Genomic DNA, 25,469 nt, shown 5'->3' on the forward strand with positions numbered 1-25,469 from the left:
TATTTAAAATTTTTAAGAAATTAATTGATCTAATTTTTCAATTAATTTATAAGATGGTTTTATTTCCCAAACACCATTAGAATTATTTTTAAAATTATTTATACCTCTTATATACAAATATAAAACACTTCCAAAATGTTCTTTATAATTATAATTTTTAATACGAGAACAAAGATATTTATGTAAAGCTAATGTATATATTTGATATTGTAAATCATATCTATTTAAACGTATATTTTTTTCTATGTATTTTTTAGTATATTTACTATAATCATTTCCTAACCAATTAGATTTATAATCTATTAAATAATATTTTTTATTCCATAAAAATACTAAATCAATAAAACCTTTTAATATTCCTTGAATGTTATTATTTAATATTGGTAATTTTTTAGAAATATTATCATATTGACATATTATTTTATTTAATTCAATACTACATAATTCATTTTTTATAGTTAAATAAAATTCTAGTTCTGTTTTTTTATTTTCATTTTTTATTTTACTTAAAATAATATTATCTTTTCCCAATGGATGATGTAATATATTTGTTAACCATTTTATTAATATATTATACCAAGAAGAATTAATTTCTTTATTATATAATTCTTTTTTAATAAAAGAATATGAAATTCTTTTAGTAAAATTTAATTTTTCAAAAATATTATGTAAAATAATTCCCGTTTTTTTTCCTACAGGAAAAGTATGTGGTGTTTTTTTTATATATTTTTTTTTAGGATTTAAAATTTTATATTTATAAATATTATTATTTATATTTAAGTTATTTTTTATTATAGAATAGCTTGTAATTAACAAAGTATTATATTTATGAATTTTTAATTCATTATAATATGTATTTGTATTTTTTTCTTTTATAGGACATATAGGATTATATTGTATTAATTTTTTTTTAGTTATAATTTTAATTTGAATATCTGAATTTATTAAAGAATATAAAGAATTTTCAAAATTTTTAGGATTTAAATTATTTTTATTATTTATTAAAAATTCTATAGCACTTTGATATGGTAGATATTTTTGATATTTTTTTTTATTATTTTTAATATTTCCTATACCAATACTACAATGAAAAATTGATCTAGTTAAAGATACATATAATAATCGTAAATTTTCTGATAATAATTCTTCTAATGCATGTTTGATACTATCATCATCTTTTTTAAAGTCTACAATTGTTTTTAATGTTTTTCTATCATGATAAATTATTCCCTCATCATTTATTAAATCTAAAAAATTAGAAGCAATAAAAGGTATCCATACTAATGGAAATTGTAATCCTTTAGCTTTATGAATAGTAATTATTTTTATTTGATTAGAATTATTTTCTAATCTTATTTGTTGATCAACTGATCTATTATTTGGAAATGTAATTTGTTTTAATAACCAGATAATTATTTGTTTTTTACTTTTAATTTTTATAAATTCTATTTCTATTAATTCTGCTATATGTAATATATTTTGTATTTTTTTTTTATGATTACTATTTATTATATTTTTTTTAAATAAAATATTTTTTTTTAAAAAAATATTTTCTAACATTAATAAAATCCCATATTTATCCCATAAATTTTTATATTTAATAAATTGATTAATAATTTTTTCTAAAAAATATTTTTCTTTTTTATAATCAAAATTAGATAAATTTATATTAAATAAATTACTTGCTAAAATATTTTTTAATCGTTTTACTTTATGAGGTTCTAAAATAGATTGCAGTAATAATACTAATTCTTTTGCTTCTATAGTTTCAAAAACACTATTAGAATTAGATAAATAAATAGAAGGAATATTAAATTTTATAAATTCCTTTTGTATAATATTAGCTTCATATTTATTACGTACTAATACTGCTATATCTGATATATTAATAATATTAATGTTATTTTCATTTTTTCTAAAAAAAATTTTTTTTTGTTGTCCTAATATAAGCCATTGACAAATTTCATAAGCACATTGATATGATATTTTTTGTTTATATAAATTTAAATTTGTTTCTTTAGGTAAAAACCAAAATGTAATTCCTGGTTGAATAATATTATTGATAATAAAATTATAATTTAATTTTTGTTTTACATATGATGCTGGATTAAAAAGTATATTTTTAAAAAAAAAAGGATATGTACGATTAGAAAATATTTTATTAACACTATTAACCATAGTTTTAGATGATCTCCAATTATTCTTTAATGTATAACGATTTTTAATTTCAAGTGAAGCTTTAATATAAGTAAAAATATCAGCTCCTCTAAAAGAATAAATAGCTTGTTTTGGATCACCAATTAATATTAATGTACAATTAGATTGATTTATATATATTTTTTTAAAAATATCATATTGTTGTATATCCGTATCTTGAAATTCATCTATTAATGCAACAGGATATAATTTTCTTATATCTTGTGCTAAATTTTTACTTGTATCATCATTTAATGATTTATTTAATATTGATAATAAATCATTAAAACTAATTTGTTCATTTTTTTCTTTATTTTTTTGAACTAAAAATTTAATATATTTTATAGCTTTTATTATTATTAATATTTTTAAATTGATTATTTTATTTAAAAATATTTCTATTTTTTTAAATAAAATATGTTTTGGAAAACTTTTACCATTTGTAGTTTTTGATATTAAAATATTTTGAGAAAATCTTTTTAATTGTTCTGGAATAAAATTATCTTCAGTATTATTACTTACCCATTTATTTATGTATTCTATCCAAAGTTTAATAGATCTATTATTATAAATATGTTTATTAATATCGGATTTTATAATAACATTAATTATATCATTACTATATGTAATCCAATCTTTTTTTAAAATTTTTATATATTGTATATTTTTATAAAATTGTTTTATTAAACTTATATTATTAATATAATATTTTAACTTAGGTAATTTATCTTTTAATAAAAATGGTAATAATTTATTTATTAAATCATTTGGTGTTTTCCAGTATTGTAATACTATTTGTGCAATATTTTTTGGTAAAGGATATAAATATTTTCTCCAAAAATTTATAGAAGCATTATTTTGTAAATAAAATTCATTATTAATTAATTTTTTGTTATCAATAAAACCATTAATTTCATAATTTTTAAGATTTAAAATTTTTTGACAAAATGAATGTATTGTTAAAATAGTTGCATTATGAAAATTTAATTCTGCTTTTAATAAAATTAAATTTGCTTCATGAAGATTTTTTATTTTTTTTAAAAATTTATTAATAATAGAATACGGACTATTACCTTTTATACATGCTGTACGTAATATAATTATACTATTTTTTATTCTTTTACATAAATCTTTTGTTGAAACATCAGTAAATGTAACTACTAATATTTCTTCTACTGATAATGGAATATTAATTCTATTTTTTTTATATAAACCTAGTAAAAAACGCAGATAAATTATAATTATTGTAAAAGTTTTTCCAGTTCCAGCTGAAGCTTCTATTAAATATTCTTGATTTAAATCATCTGTAAAGGGATTAAATTCTTTAATTTGTATTATTTTTTTTATCATTATAATATAAAAATATTTTATTTTATATAAAACATTATAGGTAAAATCCATTTTTCTATTAATTTTATAGTTTTTAACCAATTGTTTTTATTTAAAAAATAATTTAATCTATTAAAATATAAATCATTACATTCTCCTATAAAATTACTATTTAAATTCCAAAAATAAAAAAATCTCTTTTTTGCATTTTTTTGTACAAAAATATCATAATTAATACACTTATTTTTTTTATCAAAACAATAATATAACCATTCCCAAGAACTCTTCATGGGCAACATAATCATATGATTTAATCCATATATATATCCATCAAGATATTTTTTTAATAAAATTATTGCTGTATTAGGACTAATATAAGAAAAATTATATTCAGTATTTTTGAATCCTACAATTTTTGAAATAAATTTATTTCCATCTCTAATATTTATTGTACATAAAATTAAATGTTCTATCCAAAAAACTATAATAGATTTTATATCTATAATTTTAGGTTCATATTTTATAAAACCTTTAATATAACTTATAAAATTTATTTCTCCATATAATTTTATTCCAGATATATTTATATTAATGTATTTAATAATATTATCATATTTATAATTTTTTAAATAATTAGTAAATAAATTACATATATTTTTTTTTTTATTATTCCATAATATTTTCCCATAATTACCATAAGGTAAAATTCCTTTATTTAAATATTGATAATAAATTAGATTAGTATTTGTATTAAAAATTAATGAATATAATATTTTTTTATTAATTTTATATTCTGTTAAATAATCAAGTGAAAAAGGTTCTATTTCTGAAAATTTTATTTGATTTAAATCATATAAATATATTCCTAATCTTTGATTAAAAAAACCTTTTAGAGGATTTTGCCAGAAATTTAAAAATTTTTTGAGAAAAATTTTTTTTATTTCTAATTGTGATATATTATTAATATTAATATTTTTTTTATTTAAAAAATCATAATTATTGACTTTGAATATCATAAAATTACTATTTACTTTATGTAAATGACATATTTTATTAATAATACAATTAGTTATTTTATTTTTTTTTATATAATAATTATGAGAGATATATTCTAATAATTCAGTAATTAAAATAGAAGGATATTGTTTATCATAATTTATATTTTTATTATTAATATAACTTAAATACAATTTTTCTTTAGAAGACATTAATAATGTAAGAAAAAAATATTTTTCTTTATCTAAATTATTTTTATCATTTTTTTTAGGATATTTTTTTATTAAATTAAAAATTACTGGATAGTAATATTTGGGATAATATTTACTATTCATACCTATTACAAAACTAGCTTTAAAAGATATTCCATTTAATTGTTCAAAATTACAAAAATTAATTTTATTTAAAGAATAATTAAATTGTTTTTTTTTCTTTTCTAATTGAATTTGAAATTCTTTTATAATAATATTAATTGATATTTTTTGTTCATAATTTGAATTTAAACCATTATCAATAAACATTATAATTTTTTTAAAAAAGTATATCATATATTTATTTGAATACATATTTGAATAAAAAAATTCTGAATATAATTTTTTTAAATTTATTTTCCAATTTTTTATTGTTTGTTTTTTATTTAATTTTTTTTTCCATTTATATAATATAAATAAAAAATAAGTAAATTTTCCTAATAATTCTCCTGATAAACCAAATGTACCATTGTATGGAATAATATTATTCCAATTTCCTGAATTATTATCTATAGCATAACCATATAACATACGATATAATCCAAATTTCCAAGTATATTGATCTTTAAATAAAGAAATATTCTTAAAATTACTAAAATCTAATCCATATTTGATACCAATATCATTAATCCAATAGCGTAAATATATTAAATCATCTTCATCATTAATAAAAAATTTTTTTGAGATATCATTATTATTTAATAAATAAAATATTTCTTCTGGACTACATTTTATTTTTGATAAATTTAATAAAAATAAAAATGCATCAGGTATATCAAATATATGACATTGGTTAATATCTAAATAAATATTAAAAGGTATTTTTTTTTTATTAAAAATAGAATAAATAAAAGGTAAATAACTATTTAAGTTAGGAGAAATAACAATGATATCATGTAAATAATAATTTTTACTATTTATTAATTTTATAATATTAATAGATAAAAATTCTATTTCTTGTTTAGCATCTGAAAAAATATTTATTTGTATAGAATCATCTATATTATTAATTTCTTTTTTCTTATTTATTGGAAAAGAATGTTCTCTTAATAAAAAAACATCTTTTTGTATATTTTTTAATAAATTTTTAGATTTAATCATTATAAATGATTCTATAACTCTAGATTGTAACTCTATTAATTTATTTATATTATTTATTCCATAATTTCCCCAAGAAAATAATAATGAATTATTAAAATTATAATTTTTATTTAGTTTAATGTTATCCCAATAATGCATACAAGGATTATTTATTAAAATATGAATTTCTATATACTCTGTTAATTGTTCTAATAATTGGAAATATATTAAAGGAATATTTTGTGTATTTAAAATAAATATTCTTTCTGGTAAAATAGAATTTTTAATTATATTTTTATTATTAATATAGTAATTGTATAATTTACTAAAATACCATAATGGTTTACCTAATATTATTTTATTATATATAATTAATTGTTTCCATAATTTAGCTTGCCAAATTTGATCTTTATTTTTTATGAAAGATATAATTTGATCATTTTCCCATAAAAATAACCATTCTGGACGATATTTTTGATATTCATCATATAAATTAGCAATTTGAATTGATAATTCAAATAAAGAATTAATATTTTTGATATTATTTAAATATTTATGAAAATGTTTAAATTCCGGTAAAATAATTAATTTTGGAATAATATTCATTAATTGCCAAATAATAATTTTTTTATTAAAAATATTTTCTTTTTTAATTTTTGGAATTATTTTTATAAATACATTCCAAATAAATGTTTCTGGTTTAATATAATTAATATTAGCATGTATTCCAATAATTTTAGAAAAAAAAATTTTTAAATAAGGAATAAATGTTAGATTAGGTAAAATTATAATTTCTGTTTGTAATGGATTATTTAATGGATTTTCTAAGATATTATATTTAATTAAATTTAATAAAACATCTAAATCATTAGAATGATATATTGTAAACATGTTATAAACATTATTTTATGTAAATATACTGAAAAAATTGTAATACTAATTATATTAATTAAATTTTTTATATATAGTATAATATAACATAATTAACCCTATAATTACCATAGGAAAAGATAATATTTGTCCCATGGTTATATAATTGTAAAAAAAACCTAATTGTATATCAGGTTCTCTAAAAAATTCTACAAAAATACGGAATATACCATAAAATAATAAAAACATACTGGTATTATAACCTAATTTTTTTTTTTTAGTAAAATTTATATTTAAAATTATAAATAATATTAATCCTTCTAAAAAAAATTCATAAATTTGTGATGGATGTCTAGGTAAATTACCATATTGTATAAATAAATTTATAAAATTTTTATGATTTTGAATATAAATTAAATCTGATTCAATTGAATTAGGAAATAACATCGCCCATGGAATATTAATAGTAACTCGTCCCCATAATTCATCATTAATAAAATTACCTATCCTTCCCATTCCTAATCCAAAAGGAATTAATGGAGTAATAAAATCAGTTAATTGTAAAAATTTTTTTTTATAAAAAATAGAATATATAAAAATAACTAAAACTGCACCAATCAATCCTCCATGGAAAGACATACCACCTTCTCTTAATTTGATTAATGATATAGGATTAATTAAAAAATATTTTAAATTATAAAATAATATATATCCTATTCTTCCTCCTAATAAAAGTCCTATAAAAGATAAATAAAATAAATTTTCATTTTCTTTATTTTGCAAATATAAATTACGATATAATTTTAATTTTGATATATTAATTACAAATAAAAAACTAATTATATACATTAAACTATACCAATAAATATTAATTTTTCCTATTGTAATAGCAATAGGATTTATTTTTGGAAAAAATAAATATTTCATATTCATTTTATTATTATAAATAACAATATTATATATAATTATGTTAATGAGTAAAAATATTATTTTTAATAAATACATATGGATTATATGAATATAAATAAAATTTTTTCTAATAATATTAATAGTGAAAAAATCTTATTACTAAGAGCATCATTAATAACAGGTCATTATCTAATAAATATTGCAAAATGGTTAAATTATAATATTCCAATAAATTTAAATAAAGATAAAGGATGGATAGGTAAATTAATTGAATTATATTTACTAGGTAATAAACAAAAAAATACATTTAATCAAGATATACCTCAAATAGGTATAGAAATTAAAACTATTCCTATTGATGAAAAAGGAAATACTATTAATGATACTTTTATATGTTCTTTTCCGTTAATAAATAAAAAAGTTTTTATTTGGAATAAAAGTAAATTATATAAGAAATTATCTAAAATTTTATGGATACCTATTATAACTAAAAGTAAAAATACTCCTCTTAGTATGCGAGTAATAGGTAAACCAATTATATGGAAACCTTCAAAAAAAGATTATAAAAAATTATATAATGATTGGATTGGATTAATAACATTATTTATTTCTGGTAATATTGAAAATATAAATTATTATAATGGTACTATTCTAGTAGTAAAAACAAAATCTAAAAAAAATAAATTAATAAAAACTATAAATAAAGATAATAATATTATTTTAACTAAGTCTAGAGCTTTTTATTTAAAAAAAAATTTTACAAAATTATTTTTTATAAAATATAAATAAGAATTTTAAATGGAGGATTATATATTTAATTTTTTTTCTTGTAAAATACAACCAGTAAATTTATTTATTTTGTTATTTTTAATAATATTAGAAATAATATTAAATATAGATAATATTATTATTTATTCATTAGCTATATCTCAATTATCATATTTTAAAAAAACATTTAAAATAAAATATTTACTTTTTTTAATAATATTATTAATTCGTATTTATTTAATAAAATTTATTCTTTCTTTATCATATATAAATAATATTGATATATTTTATATATATAGCTATCATTATACAATAAAAAATTTTATGTTTACAATAGGAGGAATAATTTTACTAAAAAAATATTTTACAGAAAAATCTTTAAATAAAATTACAAATATTAAAAATTTTAAAATACAAAATAATAATAATTTTTTATTAATAAAAAATTATTTACAAATTATTTTTATAGATGTTATTTCAAGTTTAGATTCATTAATAATATTAACAAGTATAACAAAAAAATTTTTCTTAATATTTATAGCAGTAATTATTTCATATATTATTATTATTTTTATAACAAATTTTATTATAAAAATAATTAATAAATATGAAATAATTAGATTATTAATTTTAAAAATATTATTTTTTTTAGGAATTACATTTTTAATTAAAGGAATCATTCATCTATTTTAATTCAATAGATCTCTAAACTAATTAATTCTTGTATTTTTTGATGACGACGAATTTCTCTTGGAATACCGTTTTCAATCAATATTTCTGGTATTAAAGGTCTACTATTATAACAAGATGACATAGATGCTCCATAAGCACCTGTATCATGAAAAACTAAATAATCTCCAACATGAACATATGGCAATAAACAAAATTTTATTTCTCCATTATCTGACTGAGTAAATACATCTCCTGCTTCACACAAAGGACCAGCAACTATAGCTTCTATTTTTGGTAAATATGACATATCTATACCTTTTGAAGAAATTGCTGATATATAATGATAACTTCCATACATTGCAGGTCTCATAAAATCATTAAAACCAACATCAACTAAAATAAACCGTTTTTCTTTTATTTTTTTTATAGCACATATTTGACAAATTAATATTCCTGATTCTGCTACTAAAAATCTACCAGGTTCAATTTCTAATTTTATATTTTTTTGTAAATGATTATTAATAATATTACGTGTTTTATTCCATAATTTAAAATAATGTTTCGTATCAACACTTTTATCATATAATTTATAAGGCACAGATAAACCACCACCTGCAGATATTATATTAATTTTAGGAATATATGGTTTTAATACATAATCAGTCATAGCATCACATACTTTTTTTAAATGAGAATAATTAACACCTGATCCTATATGTATATGCATTCCTATTAATTTTAAATTATATTTATTTATAATTTCAATAGATTTTTTTAAATCTGTATGCCATATACCATGTTTACTATTTTCACCACCAGTATTAGTTTTTTTATTATGTCCATGTCCAAATCCTGGATTAATACGTAACCAAATATTATGATTTTTAGATAATGGTCCTAATTGATGTAACATATCTATTGAACCAACATTAACAGTAATATTTAAATCTATAATACGTTTTAATGTATTAAAGTCAAAAATATCTGCTGTAAAAATAATATCATCTTTATTTTTATTATTATAACCAGCTATTAGTGCTCTTTCTATTTCTCCTAAAGATACTGCGTCTACTTTTACACCTTCTTTTCTCATTAATTTTAAAATATTTATATTAGAACATGCTTTTTGAGCAAACCTGATAGTATCAAATTTTGCTAATTGTAAAATACGTTTTTTTATAGTTTCTGCACAATATAACCAAATTGGAGAATTATATTTTTTTATAATAGAAAATATAGTTTTTGTTAAAAAACCATTTTTATTATGATAAATATCAAATATTTGTGTCATAATTACTATAACCTATAATATTTTAATAATTTTTAATAAAATTAATAATTTTTTTAACTAAAATTTTTGGAATATTTATTTAAATATATTTTAATATTTATAAATAATTTAATTAATAATATATTTAAAAAAAATATTATTCAATATATAAAAAATTTTAAAATATATTCTTTAATTTTTATTAAATAAATTATATAAAATTATATTTTAATACATTATTTACAATATAATTTATATGCAAAAAAAAATACTTCAACGAATAAAAATTCGTAATAAATGTAAAAAATTAAGAAAAAATATTTCTATTATTAATAAACATATTTTAGATAATATTATTACTAATAAACTATTAAATTTTATCTCATTTAGAAAAAATCAAAATATAGGATTATTTATTTCTTTTTCAGGAGAAATAAATACAAATTTATTAATAAAAAAATTATGGTTACAAAATAAAACAGTTTTTGTTCCTATTATAGATCCATTTTTTAAAGGAAAATTACTATTTTCTAAATATAATTCTAATACAATATTAAAATTTAATAAATTTAATATATTAGAACCTAACGTGAAAAAAGAATCTTTATTTTTAATTGATATATTAGATATAATAATAGTACCAATTGTATCATTTAATTTTAATCATTATAGATTAGGTATGGGTGGTGGATATTATGATAGATTATTAATAAATAAATCAAATAATATTTTACCTATAGGAATAGCTTATGATTGTCAATTAAATAATAAATTTCCTATTTGTAAATGGGATGTTCCATTACCAGTAATTATTACACAATCTAAAATATGGTTATAATTAATTAATAAAATATTAATGTTTAATATGGCTAATTTAAATATTAAATTAAATAAAATTTGATATAAAAATAATAATGAATTATTGTATTAATTATTGTAAATAATTAATATTTAAAATTATTGATTTATGTTATTTATTAAATTTTATAATAATTAATTATATAATAAAACTCTTATTCATAAATAAAATTAATTATTATTATAAAATATAAAATTTTAAAATAATAAATTAATTTAAAATTAGGTAAAAATAATGTTCCAAAAAGAAATTATTATTAATAATACTCATGGTTTACATATTCGTCCAGCAGCACTTTTTGTAAAAGAAGCTAAATCTTTTATTTCTGATATAACAATTACATCCAATGGAAAAACAGTTAATGCTAAAAGTTTATTTAAGATACAAACATTAGGAATGACTAAAGGAACTTCAATTATTTTAACAGCTTACGGAATAGATGAAAAAGAAGCAATAGAACATTTAATAAAAATTATTAAAAAATTATAAATTATATTTAAAAATAAAATTATTCAAATTATTAATAATATATTTATAAAAATAATTAATTTTCTATTTAAATGATATATTATTGAAATTAATAATATTTAATAAAAAATCATTAGATGATAATAGAGGTAAATTATGATTTCAGGAATTTTAGCTTCTCCTGGTATTGCTTTTGGTAAAGCATTTTTATTAAAAGTAGATAATATTATTATTAATCATAATAAAATTATGAATAATCAAATAGAATTTGAAATTAAAAAATTTTTTGACGGACAAAAAAAATCAATAGAACAAATTGAATTAATTAAAAATAAATCAATAAATAATTTTAATGATGAAAAAAAATCTATATTTGAAGGACATATTATACTTTTACAAGATGAAGAAATGATTAAAGAAGTTATTTCATTAATAAAAAATAATCTTTTATCAGCTGATGCTGCTGTAAATTATGTAATAAAATATCAAATAAAATTATTAAAAAATCTTAAGGATGAATATTTAAAATCTAGAATAATTGATATTAAAGATATTGGTAATCGTTTAATAAAAAATATATTAGGTACTAATATTATTAATTTAAATAAAATAAAAAATAAAGTAATTTTAATTGCTAAAGATCTTACACCATCAGAAACGGCTCAATTAAATTTAAAAAAAATTTTAGGATTTATTACAGATTTTGGTAGTCAAACTTCTCATACAGCAATAATAGCTCGTTCTTTAGAAATACCAGCTATTGTAGGTACAGGAAATATTACTAGTAAAGTTAAAACAAATGATTATTTAATTTTAGATAGTATTAATAATAATATATATATAAATCCTACAATTAAAATAATTAATAAAATTAAATTAATATATAATAAATATATTTTTGAAAAAAATAAATTAATAAAATTAAGTAATTTACCAGCTATAACTAAAGATAATATAAAAATTAAAATATGTGCTAATATTAGTTCATTAGAAGATTTAAATAATGCAAAAAAAAATGGTGCTGAAGGAATTGGATTATATCGTACAGAATTTTTATTTATGAATCGTAATTCTTTACCTTCAGAAGAGGAACAGTTTCATGCTTACAAAATAGTAGCAAAAAGTATGTATGGTAAATCTATTATTATCCGTACTATGGATATAGGAGGAGATAAAGATATTCCTTATATGAATTTACCTAAGGAAAATAATCCTTTTTTAGGATGGAGAGCTATTAGAATAACTATGGATCGTAAAGAAATATTACATACACAATTAAGAGCTATTTTAAGAGCATCAATATTTGGAAAATTATGTATTATGTTTCCAATGATTATTTCTATTGAAGAAGTTTATTTTTTAAAAGAAGAATTAAATTTTTTAAAAAAACAACTTCAAAATGAAAAAAAACATTTTAATAAAAATATTCCAGTAGGAATTATGGTAGAAACTCCTGCATCAGCTATTATTTCTGAACATTTAGCAAAAGAAATTGATTTTTTTAGTATAGGTACAAACGATTTAACTCAATATACATTAGCTGTAGATCGTGGTAATGATTTAATTTCTCATTTATATAAACCAATATCTCCATCTATTTTTTATTTAATAAAAAAAGTTATTAATGCATCACATTCAGAAGGTAAATGGACTGGTATGTGTGGTGAATTAGCTAGTGATGAACGTGTAATTCCAATTTTATTAGGAATGGGTTTAGATGAATTTAGTATGAGTTCAACATTTATTCCTAAAATAAAAAATATTATTAGAAATATAGAAATGAGTAAAGCAAAAATTTTAGCAGATAATATCTTATTACAATCTACTATTAAAGATATTAATAATCTTATATATGAATTTAATAAATAATATTAATATGTTTTATATAAACAAAGTATTTTAGGAGATAAAAATGAATTTTTTTTCTGATATTTTTAAAAAAATAAAAAAAAAAATAATACAAAAAAATACTATTATCAAAGTTTTAGCACCTATTTCTGGAGAAATAGTTGATATAACTACTGTTCCAGATTCTGTATTTTCTGATAAAATTATAGGAGATGGAATTGCAATTAATCCTACAGGTAATTTTATTGTATCTCCAATAGATGGAAAAATAGGAAAAATTTTTGATACTAACCATGCTTTTTCTATTATATCACATAATGAAATAGAATTATTTGTACATTTTGGTATTGATACAATTAATTTAAAAGGAAAAGGATTTAAACGTATATTTAATTTGAAAGAATCAAATATAGTTAAAAAAGGAGAAATAATTATTGAATTAGACTTAGATTATTTAATTAAAACAGCAAAATCAATATTAACTCCTGTAGTAATTTCTAATATTGAAGATATTAAAGAAATAAGAAAATATTCTGGTAAAGTTATTGCAGGTGTTGATCCAGTATTAAAAATAACTAAATAATATTTAAAATTTTACTATATAAAATATATTCAATTTTTTATTTTAAAATATTAACTATATTTCAGTATTTATTTAAAAAAATTAATAAATAATTATTTAATATTAATAAAATTTTTTATAGGAGTAAAATATAGATAATTAATTTTAATAATTAAAATTTAATATAATAATGATTAAATTATTAATTTTAGAAAAATAATTTTTATGTTTTTTATATATTAATTATAAATAAATTTATAAAATAAAAAATTATTAAATAATATGAAATTATTAATTTATAAAACTTAAATTGTCAAAATTTTATTTTGTATGAGTTTTTTATGTCATAAATATATTTTAATAAAATATTATTTATTTAAAACATTAATTTCTATTATATAAAATATTTTATTGTAGTATTTTAATTAAATTTTATTAAATATTAGCATTATGATAAATTTTTTTTATATCATTATTTAATTTTAATAAATTTAAAAAATTTAATAATTTATTTTTTGTTAATATATCAATATTTTGTTTGATTAAAGGAATCATAGTTAATTTAAAATTAACTGGCTTAATTAAAATTTTTTTCATTTCTAATAGTATAACTTTATATTTTTCTTTATTAAAAATAAGATCAATTATTTTATTATTAATAATAATATCTTCAGCTTGTAATTTTTCAGCAATATCCATAACATAATCTACATTATTTTTATTATAAAATGATATTTTAATTTTTTTTTGAAACATATAAGAAACAGCACCACTATTTCCTAAACGATGACCTATTTTACTAAAAGAATTTCTTATTTCAGAAACTGTTCTATTTTTATTATTTGTAACACAATTAATAATTAATGCAATATTTCCAGGACCATAACCTTCATAAGAAATATTTGTCATATTAACTGATAATATTTTTTTATTTAATTTCTTAAATAATATTTTTTTTATTGTAGATCTATTCATATTATATGATAAACCTTTTTCTATAGCTAAACGTAATTTAGTATTATATTGTGGATTAATTGTTCCTCCTAATTTACTAGCAGAATTTAATTCTCTAGCAATTTTAGTAAATATTTTATCTTTTTTTATATCTTGTGATGCTTTACGATAACGCATATTAGACCATTTACTATGTCCAGCCATAAGAATTCCTTTATATTATTTTTCTGTTATACATAATAATCCTAATTCTTTTAAAATATATTTATTAATAAAATTTGGTGATTGAGTCATCAAACATGTTCCTGAAGTAGTTTTAGGAAAAACAATTACGTCACGAATATTATTCGTATTTGAAAGTAACATAACTAATCGATCTAATCCTAAAGCAATTCCTCTATGAGGTGGCGTACCAAATTTTAAAGCTTCTAAAAAAAAACCAAAATCTTTTTTTTGTATTTGTCTATCTATTTTTAAAATATCAAATATTATTTGTTGTACTTTATTATTATAAATTCTTCCTGATCCACTACCAATCTCATATCCATTAATTACTATATCATATGAATCAGATATAATATTTTCTGGATTATTTTGTAAATCATCTATATTAAATTTTATTGGACATGTAAATGGGTGATGCATTGAAATAAGTTTTCCTATTTTATCTTTTTTAAATAAAGGAAAATTAATAACCCATAATGGAAACCATGTATTTTTTTCTATTAGATTAAAATCTACAGATAATTTTTTTCTTAAAATTCCCATAGAACTTAATGTTCCATTAATCTGTTCTGTTCCTAAAAAAATTAAATCATGATTATTAGCTTTATTACGTAAAATAATATTTTTTGATATTTCATCATTTATAAAAAATTCTGATTTATTATTTTTATTAGATAAATTAATTAAATTATGATTTTTAACTTTAAAAATATTAAGATTATTAGTACCATATTTATTAATATATAATTTATAATTATCTAATTTCTTATTATTTATGTTTTTTAAATATTTATTATTAATACAAATTGATACTATCCTATTAAAAATATTATTTTTAATTTTATTATTTTTTTTAATAAATAAATTTGTTAAATCTATTAATTTTAATGGATTTCTTAAATCAGGTTTATCTGTACCATAAGTACTCATAGCATTATGAAAAGTTATTACAGAAAATTTTTCTAGTGAAATGTTTATTATTTTTTTCCATAAATGACATAGCATTTTTTCTATTAAATTTTTAAAATCATTAAAATTAACAAAAGAAGCTTCTATATCAACTTGAGTAAATTCTGGTTGGCGATCTGATCTTAAATCTTCATCACGAAAACATTTAGCAATCTGATAATAACGATCTAATCCAGCAATCATTAATAATTGTTTAAAAATTTGAGGAGATTGTGGTAATGCATAAAATTTGTTTTTATGTATTCGACTAGGAACTAAATAATCTCTAGATCCCTCTGGGGTAGATTTTGTTAAAATTGGTGTTTCAATATTTAAAAATTTATTTTTTTCTAAAAATAATCTAATTATACTTGTAATAATTGATCTATTTTTTATTATTTTTAACATTTTAAATTGTCTAAGATCTAAATATCTATATTTTAATCTAATTTCTTCTGTATTTAAAATATTATTATCAATAGGTAACGCTTTAGATTTATTTATTATAAATAAATTAGACGCTACTATTTCTATTTTTTTTGTTGATAAATTTAAATTTTTATTTATTTTTTTAACTACCTTACCTATTATTTTTACACAAAAATTATTACGTAATGTTGAAGCTAATTTAAATATTGTTTTATTTGAAGATGTAAAAATAATTTGTATAATACCTTCTCTATCTCTTAAATTAATAAAAATTAATTTACCTAAATTTATATAATTATCTATCCAACCATAAAGTATTATTTCTTGATTTATATGTGTTAAATTAATTTCTCCACAATAAATTCTATTTTTCATAATAAATACCTATTATTTAATATTTTATAAAATATTTAAAATTATTATTATAAAATAAAACAAAATATTTTTATATTTTAATATTAAATTAATTTGATATAATCAAAAAATCAATAATTTAATTAATTAATTAAAATGATAAAAAAAATTTATAATTTTGATAAGTTTATTGATAGATCTAATAGTGATAGTTTAAAATGGAATAAATATAATAAAAATATTATTCCTTTATGGATAGCTGATAGTGATTTTTCTTGTCCTCCATGTATATTAAAAGCATTAAAGGAAAGAATTAATCATGGTATTTTAGGATATGGAATTATTTCAAAAAATTTATCAAATATCATTATTGAAAGATTATGGAAAAATTATAAATGGAAAATTAATCCTGAATGGATTATATATATTAGTGGAGTTGTTTCTGGATTAAATTTAACTATAAGAGCTTTTACTACTAATAAAAATTCTGTAATAATACCTATTCCTATATATCCTCCATTTATATATGCAACTAATTTAGCTCAAAGATCTAAAATATATACAAAATTAATACAAATAAATAATAGATTTATTATAGACTGTAATTATTTAAATAAACATATTTATGGTAATGAAAAATTAATAATGTTATGTAATCCACATAATCCAGTAGGTACATCATATAAATATTATGAATTAGAAAAAATTTTAGAATTTGTTAAAAAATATAATTTAATTGTTTGTTCTGATGAAATACATTGTGATTTAATTTTAGAAAAAGGAATTCAACACATACCATTTGCGTCTCTTAATAATGATGCTGAACAATGTTCTATAACTCTTATGTCTCCATCTAAATCATTTAATATATCAGGATTAAATTTTGCAATTGCTATTATTCCTAATAAAAAATTACGTGATACATTTAATTTATTCAAACAAGGAATTAGTCCTAACATAGATATATTATCATGTATTGCAGCAGAATCTGCATGGAAAAATGGTAATGATTGGTTAAAAAAACAAATTAAGTATTTAAAAATTAATCGTGATCTTTTATTTTATGCAATAAATAAACTTCCGTATATAAGTATGTTAAAACCAGAAGCTACATATCTTGGTTGGATTAATTGTTCTAAAATGAATATATTAAATCCAGCACTATATTTTGAAAAATATGGTATAGGATTATCTTCAGGAAAAGATTTTGGAGATGCAAATTTTATTAGGTTTAATTTTGCTTGTACTCATGATATATTAAAAAAAGCGTTGAAAAGAATAGAACATGCAATTAATCAATTATAAAAATTAATTTTATTAAAAATTTATTTAATTAGGTAAAATGAATGAATATTAAAAAAATTCTTTCAGATAATATTCAAAATGCAATGTTAAAATCAGGTATTCCATCCAAATATAATGTAATGTTACGTCAATGTAAAAAAATAAAATTTGGACATTATCAAGTAAATGGTATTATACCTGCTGCTATAAAATTAGGTAATAATCCTAAAAAACTAGCTATAAAAGTAATACAAAATATAAATTTAAAAAATGTAATAGAAAAAATAAAAATATCACCATTAGGATTTATTAATATTTTCATTAAAAATAAATGGATATCTAAACAAATAAGTTTATTTTTAAATACTCCAAAATTAGGTATTTTAAATAAAATAAAAATTAAAAATATTATAATAGATTATTCAAGTCCCAATATTGCAAAAGAAATGCATGTTGGACATTTAAGATCTACAATAATAGGAGATTCAATAGTTCGTATATTAATTTTCTTAGGACATAATGTAATAAAAGTTAATCATATAGGTGATTGGGGTACACAATTTGGAATGTTAATTGCATTTTTAGAGTTTAAAAAATATAAAGAAAAAAAAATATTTTTATCTGATTTAAATAAATTTTATAAAGAAGCACAAATTAAATATAATGAAAATAAAAGTTTTGCTGAAAAATCTAGAAAATATGTTGTCAAATTACAAAATAATGATCCATTTTGTTTAAAAATATGGAAAAAATTTGTTCAAATTACTATGAATTATAATTATATATTATATAAAAAACTTAATGTGTCATTAACTTCAAAAAATACTTTTGGTGAAAGTACATATAATCATATGTTACCAAAAATAATTTTAGATTTAAAAAAAAAAGGTTTAGCTATTAATAGTAATGGAGCTGTTGTTATTCCTATAGAAAAAATAAAAAATAAAAATGGAACTACAATGGCAATTATTATACAAAAAAAAGATGGAGGATATCTTTATGCAACTACTGACATTGCTTGCATAAAATATCGTTGTCAAGCATTAAAAGCTGATCGTATTATATATTATGTAGATGCTCGACAAAGTCAATATTTAAAACAAATATTTTTAATAGCAAAAAAAGCCAATTATGTTCCTTTACATGTAGAATTAGAACATCATATGTTTGGAATGATATTAGATCATAATAATAAACCATTTAAAACTCGTACAGGAGAAAATATAAAATTAAATAGTTTAATAGAAGAATCTATAATAAGATCAAAAAAAATAATCTTACAAAAAAATCCTATGATAAAAAAAAGTGAATTAGATAATTTATCTTCTATAATAGGTATTGCAGCAATTAAATATTCTGAATTATCTAAAAATAGGATAACTAATTACATTTTTAACTGGAATGAAATGCTTTCTTTAAATGGAAATACAGCTCCTTACATACAATATGCTTATGTAAGAGCAAAATCAATATTAATAAAATCAAAAATTAATTTTAATGATTTTTTAAATTATGAAATAAAATTTTCAAATGACTATGAAATTAATTTAGCTATTACTTTTTTAGAATTTGAAGAAATAATTTTAAAAATTGCAAAAAATGGTACTCCACATATATTATGTAATTGGTTATATAAAATTACTACATTATTTTCTAATTTCTATGAAAATTGTAATATATTAAGTATAAATAATAATTTAATTAAGATGAGTAGGTTAACAATAGTATTTATTACTACTAAATTTTTAAAAACAGGATTAAATCTTTTAGGTATCAAAACAATTAATAAAATGTAAAATAATTTAAATTAAATAATTTACATATTTCTAATTATTATAAAATAATAAATATTATTATGTATAAAAAAAAAGTAATAATTGCCATTTCTGGTGGTGTTGATTCTTCTGTATCTGCTTGGTTATTAAAAAATCAAAATTATCAAGTAGAAGGATTATTTATGAAAAACTGGGAAGAAGACGACAATAAAAATTGTAGTATAAAAAAAGATTTACATGATGCAGAAACAATTTGTAATCAATTAAATATTCATTTACATAAAATTAATTTTTCTTTTGAATATTGGGAACATGTTTTTAAAAATTTTCTTTATGAATATAAAATAGGTAATACTCCAAATCCTGATATTTTATGTAATAAAATAATAAAGTTTAAGTATTTTATGAATTTTGCTTTAAAAAACTTAGGTGCAGATTTTATAAGTACAGGACATTATGTTAGATGTAAACAAATTAAACATCAATTTTATTTATTAAAAGGTATAGATAAAAATAAAGATCAAAGTTATTTTTTATATACAATTAAAGAAAAACAATTAACAAAAATTTTATTTCCAGTAGGTGATTTAAATAAAATTGAAGTTCGTAAAATAGCAGAAAAATTAAATTTTATTAATGCAAAAAAAAAAGATTCTACAGGAATATGTTTTATAGGAGAAAAAAATTTTCCTAAATTTTTAAATAAATATTTATCTACAAAACCAGGAAATATTATTAATCTTAATGGTAAAATTATTGGAAAACATAAAGGATTAATACATTATACATTAGGACAGCGTAAAAGAATAGGAATAGGAGGATTATTAAATAATAATAATCCTGATCCCTGGTATGTTATAAAAAAAGATATGAAAAAAAACATTTTAATTGTTGCTCAAGGAAAAAATAATCCTTATTTATTTTCTATTGGTTTAATAGCAAAAAATATTAGTTGGATTAATTATCCATTTAAAATACCAAAAACTTGTTATATTAAAACTAGATATAGACAAAAAGAAATATATTGTACAATAAAATTATTAAATAATAATAAAATTAAAGTTTTTTTTAAAAGTCCAATATCTAGTATTACACCTGGACAATCAGCTGTTTTCTATTCTGGATCTATTTGTTTAGGTGGTGGTATAATAGAAAAAAAAATTTCATATATGAATAATATAATTAATTAATTAAAAGGTTTTATATAAATGAAATTATTTCATCTTAATGCTTTATCTCCTTTAGATGGTAGATATCATAATGATTTAGTTTTTTTAAAAAATATTTTTAGTGAATATAGCTTAATGAAATTTAGATTAGAAATTGAAATTTCTTGGTTAAAATTTTTATCTAAAAATACTAAGATTAATGAAATATCTAAATTTTCTATAGAAGAAACAAAATTTTTAAATGAAATTATTAGTAATTTTAATGAATTTGATGCTCTTAAAATAAAAAAAATAGAATATGATATAAATCATGATGTTAAAGCAATAGAATATTTTTTAAAAAATAAAATAAAAAAACATCATTCATTAAAAAAAATATCAGAATTTGTTCATTTTGCATGTACATCAGAAGATATTAATAATTTATCATATGCAATAATGTTAAATATATCAAAAAATAATCTTTTATCCATATGGATAAATGTTATGTCTACTATAAAAAAATTATCATTAAAATATAATAATATTGCTATGTTATCTCATACACATGGACAACCAGCTACTCCATCTACTATTGGTAAAGAAATGATTAATTATGTATATCGTATGAAATTACAAATTAATAAATTTAAAAAAATAAATATTTTAGGTAAAATTAACGGAGCTGTAGGTAATTATAATGCTCATAAAATAGCATATCCTAATATTGATTGGCATAAATTAAGTAAAACTTTTGTTGAATCATTAGAAATTACTTGGAATCCTTATACTACTCAAATAGAACCTCATGATTACATTGCTGAAATATTTCATTGTATAATACGTTTTAATAATATTCTTATTGATTTTAATAGAGATATCTGGGGTTATATATCATTAAAATATTTTAATCAAAAATTTTATAAAAAACATATTGGTTCATCAACAATGCCTCATAAAATAAATCCTATTTTATTTGAAAAATCAGAAGGAAATTTAGGAATGTCTAATGCAATTATGCAACATATGGCAAATAAATTACCTATTTCTAGATGGCAAAGAGATTTAACGGATTCTACTGTTATGAGAAATATTGGAGTAGCTATAGGTTATTCAATAGTATCATATACTAGTACAATAAAAGGTATTAAACAGTTAAAAATAAATAAAAATTTTCTAAAACAAGAATTAGAAGAAAATTGGCAAGTAATTGGTGAAGCAATACAAACTATTATGAAAAAATATAATATTAAAAATGCATATGAAAAAATAAAAGAGTTAACTCGAGGAAAAAATATTTCATCACAAAACATACATGATTTTATTAATAAGTTAAATATACCTAATAAAGAAAAATTATTTTTAAAAAATATTACTCCTAATAATTATATTGGTTATGCTATAGAATTAACAAATAATTTTAATAAATATGTTTAATTAAATAATTTATTTAATCATATTATGAGTTTATTTATGAGAAAAAATATTAAAGAAGTATTAGTTACTCTTAATAATATTAGTAAATCTTTTCTTGGTAAAAAAATTATTTCTAATTTTTGCTTAACAATATATAATGGTGAATTTATTACTTTATTAGGACCATCAGGTTGTGGTAAAACAACAATTTTAAGACTAATATCAGGATTAGAAAAAGTAGATAGTGGTTCTATCATATTAGATCATAAGATAATTACTCATATTCCAGCAGAACATAGACAAACTAATACTGTTTTTCAAAGTTATGCTTTATTTCCTCATATGTCTGTATTTGATAATATTGCTTTTGGACTCAAAATGCAAAAAAAACCATATGAAGAAATATTATCTAGTGTAAAAAATATTTTAAATTTAGTTCAATTACAAAATTTTTCCAATAGAAAACCTCATGAACTATCTGGAGGGCAACAACAAAGAGTAGCTATAGCTAGAGCTATTGTTAATAAACCTAAAATTTTACTTCTAGATGAATCTTTATCAGCTTTAGATTATAGATTAAGAAAAAAAATGCAAAATGAATTAAAATTATTACAAAAAAAATTAGGAATTACTTTTATATTTGTTACTCATAACCAAGAAGAAGCATTAACGATATCAGATCGTATAATTGTATTACGTAATGGTAAAATAGAACAAGATGGTACTCCTAAAGAAATATATGAAGAACCAAAAAATTTATTTGTTGCTAAATTTATAGGAGATATAAATATATTTAATGCTGTTATTATAAGAAAATTAAATAAGACACAAGTAAGAGCTAATTTAGAAGGATATTTATGTAATATAACAGTTCCATTTCCTGTTATTCCGGGAGAAAAAATACATGTCTTATTAAGACCAGAAGATTTAAGAATTAAAGAAATAAATAATAATAAATATATTAATGGTTTAATTGGATATGTTAAGGATAAAAGTTATAAAGGAATGACATTAGAATCCACTTTAGAACTTGAAAATGGAAAAATAATTACTGTAAGTGAATTTTTTAATGAAGATGATCCAGATTTCGATCATTCTATTAATCAAAAGATGATTATTAATTGGGTTGAGACATGGGAGGTAGTATTACCTTATGAATAAAATAACTAAATATTATAGAAAACTAATAACTTTAATAGTTATTAGTTGGTTATTATTATTTATTTTTCTTCCAAATTTAATAATAATTATTATTAGTTTTTTAACAAAAGATGATATGAATTTTATTAAATTTAATTTAACTCTACATAGTTATAAACTGATAATAGATATATTTTATTTAAAAATATTTATATATTCTTTATATATATCGTTAATAACAACATTAATTTGTCTTGTTATTGGATTTATATTTTCATGGTGTCTTATTAAAATATCTCATCGTTACAGATCTTTAATGTTATTTTTTTTATTTTTACCTTTTTGGGTTAATTCACTAATTAGGATATTTTGTTTAAAAAGTTTTTTTAGTATAAATGGTTATTTTAATAATATTCTAATTTATTTAAAATTAATTAATCATCCTATACATATTATATATACATCTCTTGCTGTTATTTTAGGATTAGTATATATTTTATTACCTTTCATGATTATACCAATATATTCTAGTTTAGAAAAATTAGATATGTTTTGTATAGAGGCAGCTAAAGATTTAGGAGCAAAATCATGGAAAATTTTTATGCATATAATATTACCATTAACATTTCCAGGAATTATTTCAGGATGTTTATTAGTATTTTTACCAGCTATGGGAATGTTTTATATTTCAGATTTAATGGGTGGATCTAAAAATTTATTAATAGGTAATATTATAAAAAATCAATTTCTTAATATAAGAGATTGGCCATTAGGTGCTACTTTAAGTAATATAGTAATATTAATTACAGGAATATTTTTAATATTATATTATAAATTAATAAAAATTTTTAATAAAAAGGAATTTTTAAAATAATGTTGAAATATTTATTACGTAATATTTTTATGATAATAGTATATAGTTGGTTTTATATTCCTATAGTTATACTTATAATAAATTCTTTTAATTCTTCTAGTTTTGGAAGTCAATGGCAAGGATTTTCTATTAAATGGTATTATTCGATTATAAATAATCATGTTTTATTAGAAGCAACATATCATTCATTAATAATTGCTATAATTACTGCAACATGTACAACAATAATGGGTTTTTTAACTGCTATTACTTTATATTATTGTAATTTATTTATTAAATCATTTATTAATATTTTACTATTTATAGTTATTGTATCTCCTGATATTATTATGGCAATTTCTTTATTATTATTATTTATATTATTTAATTTTACATTAGGTTTTTGGACATTATTAATTTCTCATATTACTTTTTGTCTTCCATATGTTGTTATTACAGTACATTCTAGATTAAAAAATTTTGATAGTCGTATTTTAGATGCTGCTAAAGATTTAGGAGCTAGTGATATTATTATCATTACAAAAATTATATTACCATTAATACTACCTACAATATTATCTAGCTGGTTATTAAGTTTTGCTTTATCTATTGATGATATAACAATCTCAACATTTGTAACTGGACCACAATATGAAATATTACCATTGAAAATTTATTCTATGGCTAAAATAGGTATTTCTCCTGAAATTAATGCTTTAGCTACTATCTTAATAGTAATGTCTTTACTATTAGTTTTATTTAGTCGTATTATTATAAATAATTTTTATAAAAATTATTTTCAAATTAATTATGCTAAAAAACATTCTAATAAATAATTTATTATTAAATTTTTTATTTAAATATT

The 25,469-nt window shown here is 18.0% G+C and carries 19 protein-coding genes; 13 read left to right on the forward strand and 6 right to left on the reverse strand.

Annotated elements, in window-relative coordinates; genetic code table 11:
• Positions 1-12: 12 nt before the first annotated feature.
• The 3 genes from recB to lgt are packed head-to-tail and all read right to left on the reverse strand — an operon-like array spanning position 13 to position 7,655.
• A complete protein-coding gene (gene recB, locus GJT83_RS02225) occupies positions 13-3,546 on the reverse strand; it encodes an exodeoxyribonuclease V subunit beta (RefSeq protein WP_168892809.1) in 3,534 nt (1,177 codons plus the stop codon).
• Between the two features lie 17 nt (positions 3,547-3,563).
• Positions 3,564-6,743, reverse strand: a complete 3,180-nt coding sequence (locus tag GJT83_RS02230) for an exodeoxyribonuclease V subunit gamma (protein WP_168892810.1) — start codon at positions 6,741-6,743, stop codon at positions 3,564-3,566.
• Positions 6,744-6,797: 54 nt separating this feature from the next.
• Complete coding sequence (gene lgt / locus GJT83_RS02235) at positions 6,798-7,655, reverse strand: prolipoprotein diacylglyceryl transferase (RefSeq protein WP_168892874.1); 858 nt, start codon at positions 7,653-7,655, stop codon at positions 6,798-6,800.
• An 81-nt stretch (positions 7,656-7,736) separates the two neighbouring features.
• Here lgt and GJT83_RS02240 point away from each other — a divergent pair, with 81 nt between their 5' ends.
• Together GJT83_RS02240 and GJT83_RS02245 are read left to right on the forward strand one after the other, a co-directional pair.
• On the forward strand, positions 7,737-8,420 hold the full coding sequence (locus GJT83_RS02240; RefSeq protein ID WP_168892811.1) for a MutH/Sau3AI family endonuclease: 684 nt from the start codon (positions 7,737-7,739) through the stop codon (positions 8,418-8,420).
• A gap of 9 nt (positions 8,421-8,429) precedes the next feature.
• Positions 8,430-9,092 carry a TerC family protein gene (locus tag GJT83_RS02245; RefSeq protein WP_168892812.1) on the forward strand — a complete coding sequence of 221 codons (663 nt, stop codon included), beginning with the start codon at positions 8,430-8,432 and terminating at the stop codon, positions 9,090-9,092.
• Between the two features lies 1 nt (position 9,093).
• Here GJT83_RS02245 and lysA read toward each other — a convergent pair whose 3' ends face one another.
• The gene (lysA, locus tag GJT83_RS02250; protein ID WP_168892813.1) at positions 9,094-10,362 is read right to left on the reverse strand and encodes a diaminopimelate decarboxylase; all 1,269 of its coding nucleotides are present in this window, start codon (positions 10,360-10,362) and stop codon (positions 9,094-9,096) included.
• A 235-nt stretch (positions 10,363-10,597) separates the two neighbouring features.
• On the opposite strand from lysA, the gene GJT83_RS02255 reads away from it, so the two are divergent.
• From GJT83_RS02255 to crr, 4 genes are all read left to right on the forward strand, one after another.
• Positions 10,598-11,179, forward strand: coding sequence for a 5-formyltetrahydrofolate cyclo-ligase (locus GJT83_RS02255; protein ID WP_168892814.1), 582 nt, complete (start codon positions 10,598-10,600; stop codon positions 11,177-11,179).
• A 255-nt stretch (positions 11,180-11,434) separates the two neighbouring features.
• Positions 11,435-11,689 (forward strand): HPr family phosphocarrier protein, encoded by a 255-nt coding sequence (locus tag GJT83_RS02260; RefSeq protein ID WP_168892815.1) that lies wholly within the window; start codon positions 11,435-11,437, stop codon positions 11,687-11,689.
• Between the two features lie 135 nt (positions 11,690-11,824).
• Complete coding sequence (ptsI, locus tag GJT83_RS02265; RefSeq protein WP_168892816.1) at positions 11,825-13,537, forward strand: phosphoenolpyruvate-protein phosphotransferase PtsI; 1,713 nt, start codon at positions 11,825-11,827, stop codon at positions 13,535-13,537.
• A gap of 43 nt (positions 13,538-13,580) precedes the next feature.
• A complete protein-coding gene (gene crr / locus GJT83_RS02270) occupies positions 13,581-14,099 on the forward strand; it encodes a PTS glucose transporter subunit IIA (protein WP_168892817.1) in 519 nt (172 codons plus the stop codon).
• Between the two features lie 414 nt (positions 14,100-14,513).
• Here the strand turns inward: crr and GJT83_RS02275 are convergent, their stop codons facing one another.
• Together GJT83_RS02275 and aspS are read right to left on the reverse strand one after the other, a co-directional pair.
• Entirely contained in the window at positions 14,514-15,236 is a 723-nt protein-coding gene (locus tag GJT83_RS02275) for a YebC/PmpR family DNA-binding transcriptional regulator (protein ID WP_168892818.1), read from the reverse strand.
• Between the two features lie 15 nt (positions 15,237-15,251).
• Complete coding sequence (aspS, locus tag GJT83_RS02280; RefSeq protein ID WP_168892819.1) at positions 15,252-17,009, reverse strand: aspartate--tRNA ligase; 1,758 nt, start codon at positions 17,007-17,009, stop codon at positions 15,252-15,254.
• 135 nt (positions 17,010-17,144) lie between these two features.
• Here aspS and GJT83_RS02285 point away from each other — a divergent pair, with 135 nt between their 5' ends.
• From GJT83_RS02285 to potC, 7 genes are read left to right on the forward strand one after another with little or no spacing between them, the layout of a single operon-like run.
• Entirely contained in the window at positions 17,145-18,293 is a 1,149-nt protein-coding gene (locus GJT83_RS02285) for a MalY/PatB family protein (RefSeq protein ID WP_168892820.1), read from the forward strand.
• Between the two features lie 41 nt (positions 18,294-18,334).
• A complete protein-coding gene (gene argS / locus GJT83_RS02290; protein WP_168892821.1) occupies positions 18,335-20,068 on the forward strand; it encodes an arginine--tRNA ligase in 1,734 nt (577 codons plus the stop codon).
• 59 nt (positions 20,069-20,127) lie between these two features.
• Positions 20,128-21,237, forward strand: a complete 1,110-nt coding sequence (mnmA, locus tag GJT83_RS02295; RefSeq protein ID WP_168892822.1) for a tRNA 2-thiouridine(34) synthase MnmA — start codon at positions 20,128-20,130, stop codon at positions 21,235-21,237.
• 18 nt (positions 21,238-21,255) lie between these two features.
• Complete coding sequence (gene purB / locus GJT83_RS02300; protein WP_168892823.1) at positions 21,256-22,632, forward strand: adenylosuccinate lyase; 1,377 nt, start codon at positions 21,256-21,258, stop codon at positions 22,630-22,632.
• A gap of 36 nt (positions 22,633-22,668) precedes the next feature.
• Positions 22,669-23,772, forward strand: a complete 1,104-nt coding sequence (gene potA / locus GJT83_RS02305) for a spermidine/putrescine ABC transporter ATP-binding protein PotA (protein WP_168892824.1) — start codon at positions 22,669-22,671, stop codon at positions 23,770-23,772.
• Positions 23,765-24,625, forward strand: a complete 861-nt coding sequence (gene potB / locus GJT83_RS02310; RefSeq protein WP_168892825.1) for a spermidine/putrescine ABC transporter permease PotB — start codon at positions 23,765-23,767, stop codon at positions 24,623-24,625. Before potA ends, potB begins: the two co-directional genes overlap by 8 nt.
• Entirely contained in the window at positions 24,625-25,440 is an 816-nt protein-coding gene (gene potC, locus GJT83_RS02315) for a spermidine/putrescine ABC transporter permease PotC (protein ID WP_168892826.1), read from the forward strand. The genes potB and potC overlap by 1 nt, the downstream gene beginning before the upstream one ends.
• Positions 25,441-25,469: the final 29 nt, after the last annotated feature.

The organism is Enterobacteriaceae endosymbiont of Plateumaris pusilla, assembly GCF_012562765.1.
In the GTDB taxonomy this organism is placed as follows: Bacteria; Pseudomonadota; Gammaproteobacteria; order Enterobacterales; family Enterobacteriaceae.

Bases quoted from the DNA above. Each gene is read 5' to 3' on its own strand.
- recB (WP_168892809.1), bottom strand. From the start codon at position 3,546: ATGATAAAAAAAATAATACAAATTAAAGAATTTAATCCCTTTACAGAT.
- GJT83_RS02230 (WP_168892810.1), bottom strand. From the start codon at position 6,743: ATGTTTACAATATATCATTCTAATGATTTAGATGTTTTATTAAATTTA.
- lgt (WP_168892874.1), bottom strand. From the start codon at position 7,655: ATGAATATGAAATATTTATTTTTTCCAAAAATAAATCCTATTGCTATT.
- GJT83_RS02240 (WP_168892811.1), top strand. From the start codon at position 7,737: ATGAATATAAATAAAATTTTTTCTAATAATATTAATAGTGAAAAAATC.
- GJT83_RS02245 (WP_168892812.1), top strand. From the start codon at position 8,430: ATGGAGGATTATATATTTAATTTTTTTTCTTGTAAAATACAACCAGTA.
- lysA (WP_168892813.1), bottom strand. From the start codon at position 10,362: ATGACACAAATATTTGATATTTATCATAATAAAAATGGTTTTTTAACA.
- GJT83_RS02255 (WP_168892814.1), top strand. From the start codon at position 10,598: ATGCAAAAAAAAATACTTCAACGAATAAAAATTCGTAATAAATGTAAA.
- GJT83_RS02260 (WP_168892815.1), top strand. From the start codon at position 11,435: ATGTTCCAAAAAGAAATTATTATTAATAATACTCATGGTTTACATATT.
- ptsI (WP_168892816.1), top strand. From the start codon at position 11,825: ATGATTTCAGGAATTTTAGCTTCTCCTGGTATTGCTTTTGGTAAAGCA.
- crr (WP_168892817.1), top strand. From the start codon at position 13,581: ATGAATTTTTTTTCTGATATTTTTAAAAAAATAAAAAAAAAAATAATA.
- GJT83_RS02275 (WP_168892818.1), bottom strand. From the start codon at position 15,236: ATGGCTGGACATAGTAAATGGTCTAATATGCGTTATCGTAAAGCATCA.
- aspS (WP_168892819.1), bottom strand. From the start codon at position 17,009: ATGAAAAATAGAATTTATTGTGGAGAAATTAATTTAACACATATAAAT.
- GJT83_RS02285 (WP_168892820.1), top strand. From the start codon at position 17,145: ATGATAAAAAAAATTTATAATTTTGATAAGTTTATTGATAGATCTAAT.
- argS (WP_168892821.1), top strand. From the start codon at position 18,335: ATGAATATTAAAAAAATTCTTTCAGATAATATTCAAAATGCAATGTTA.
- mnmA (WP_168892822.1), top strand. From the start codon at position 20,128: ATGTATAAAAAAAAAGTAATAATTGCCATTTCTGGTGGTGTTGATTCT.
- purB (WP_168892823.1), top strand. From the start codon at position 21,256: ATGAAATTATTTCATCTTAATGCTTTATCTCCTTTAGATGGTAGATAT.
- potA (WP_168892824.1), top strand. From the start codon at position 22,669: ATGAGAAAAAATATTAAAGAAGTATTAGTTACTCTTAATAATATTAGT.
- potB (WP_168892825.1), top strand. From the start codon at position 23,765: ATGAATAAAATAACTAAATATTATAGAAAACTAATAACTTTAATAGTT.
- potC (WP_168892826.1), top strand. From the start codon at position 24,625: ATGTTGAAATATTTATTACGTAATATTTTTATGATAATAGTATATAGT.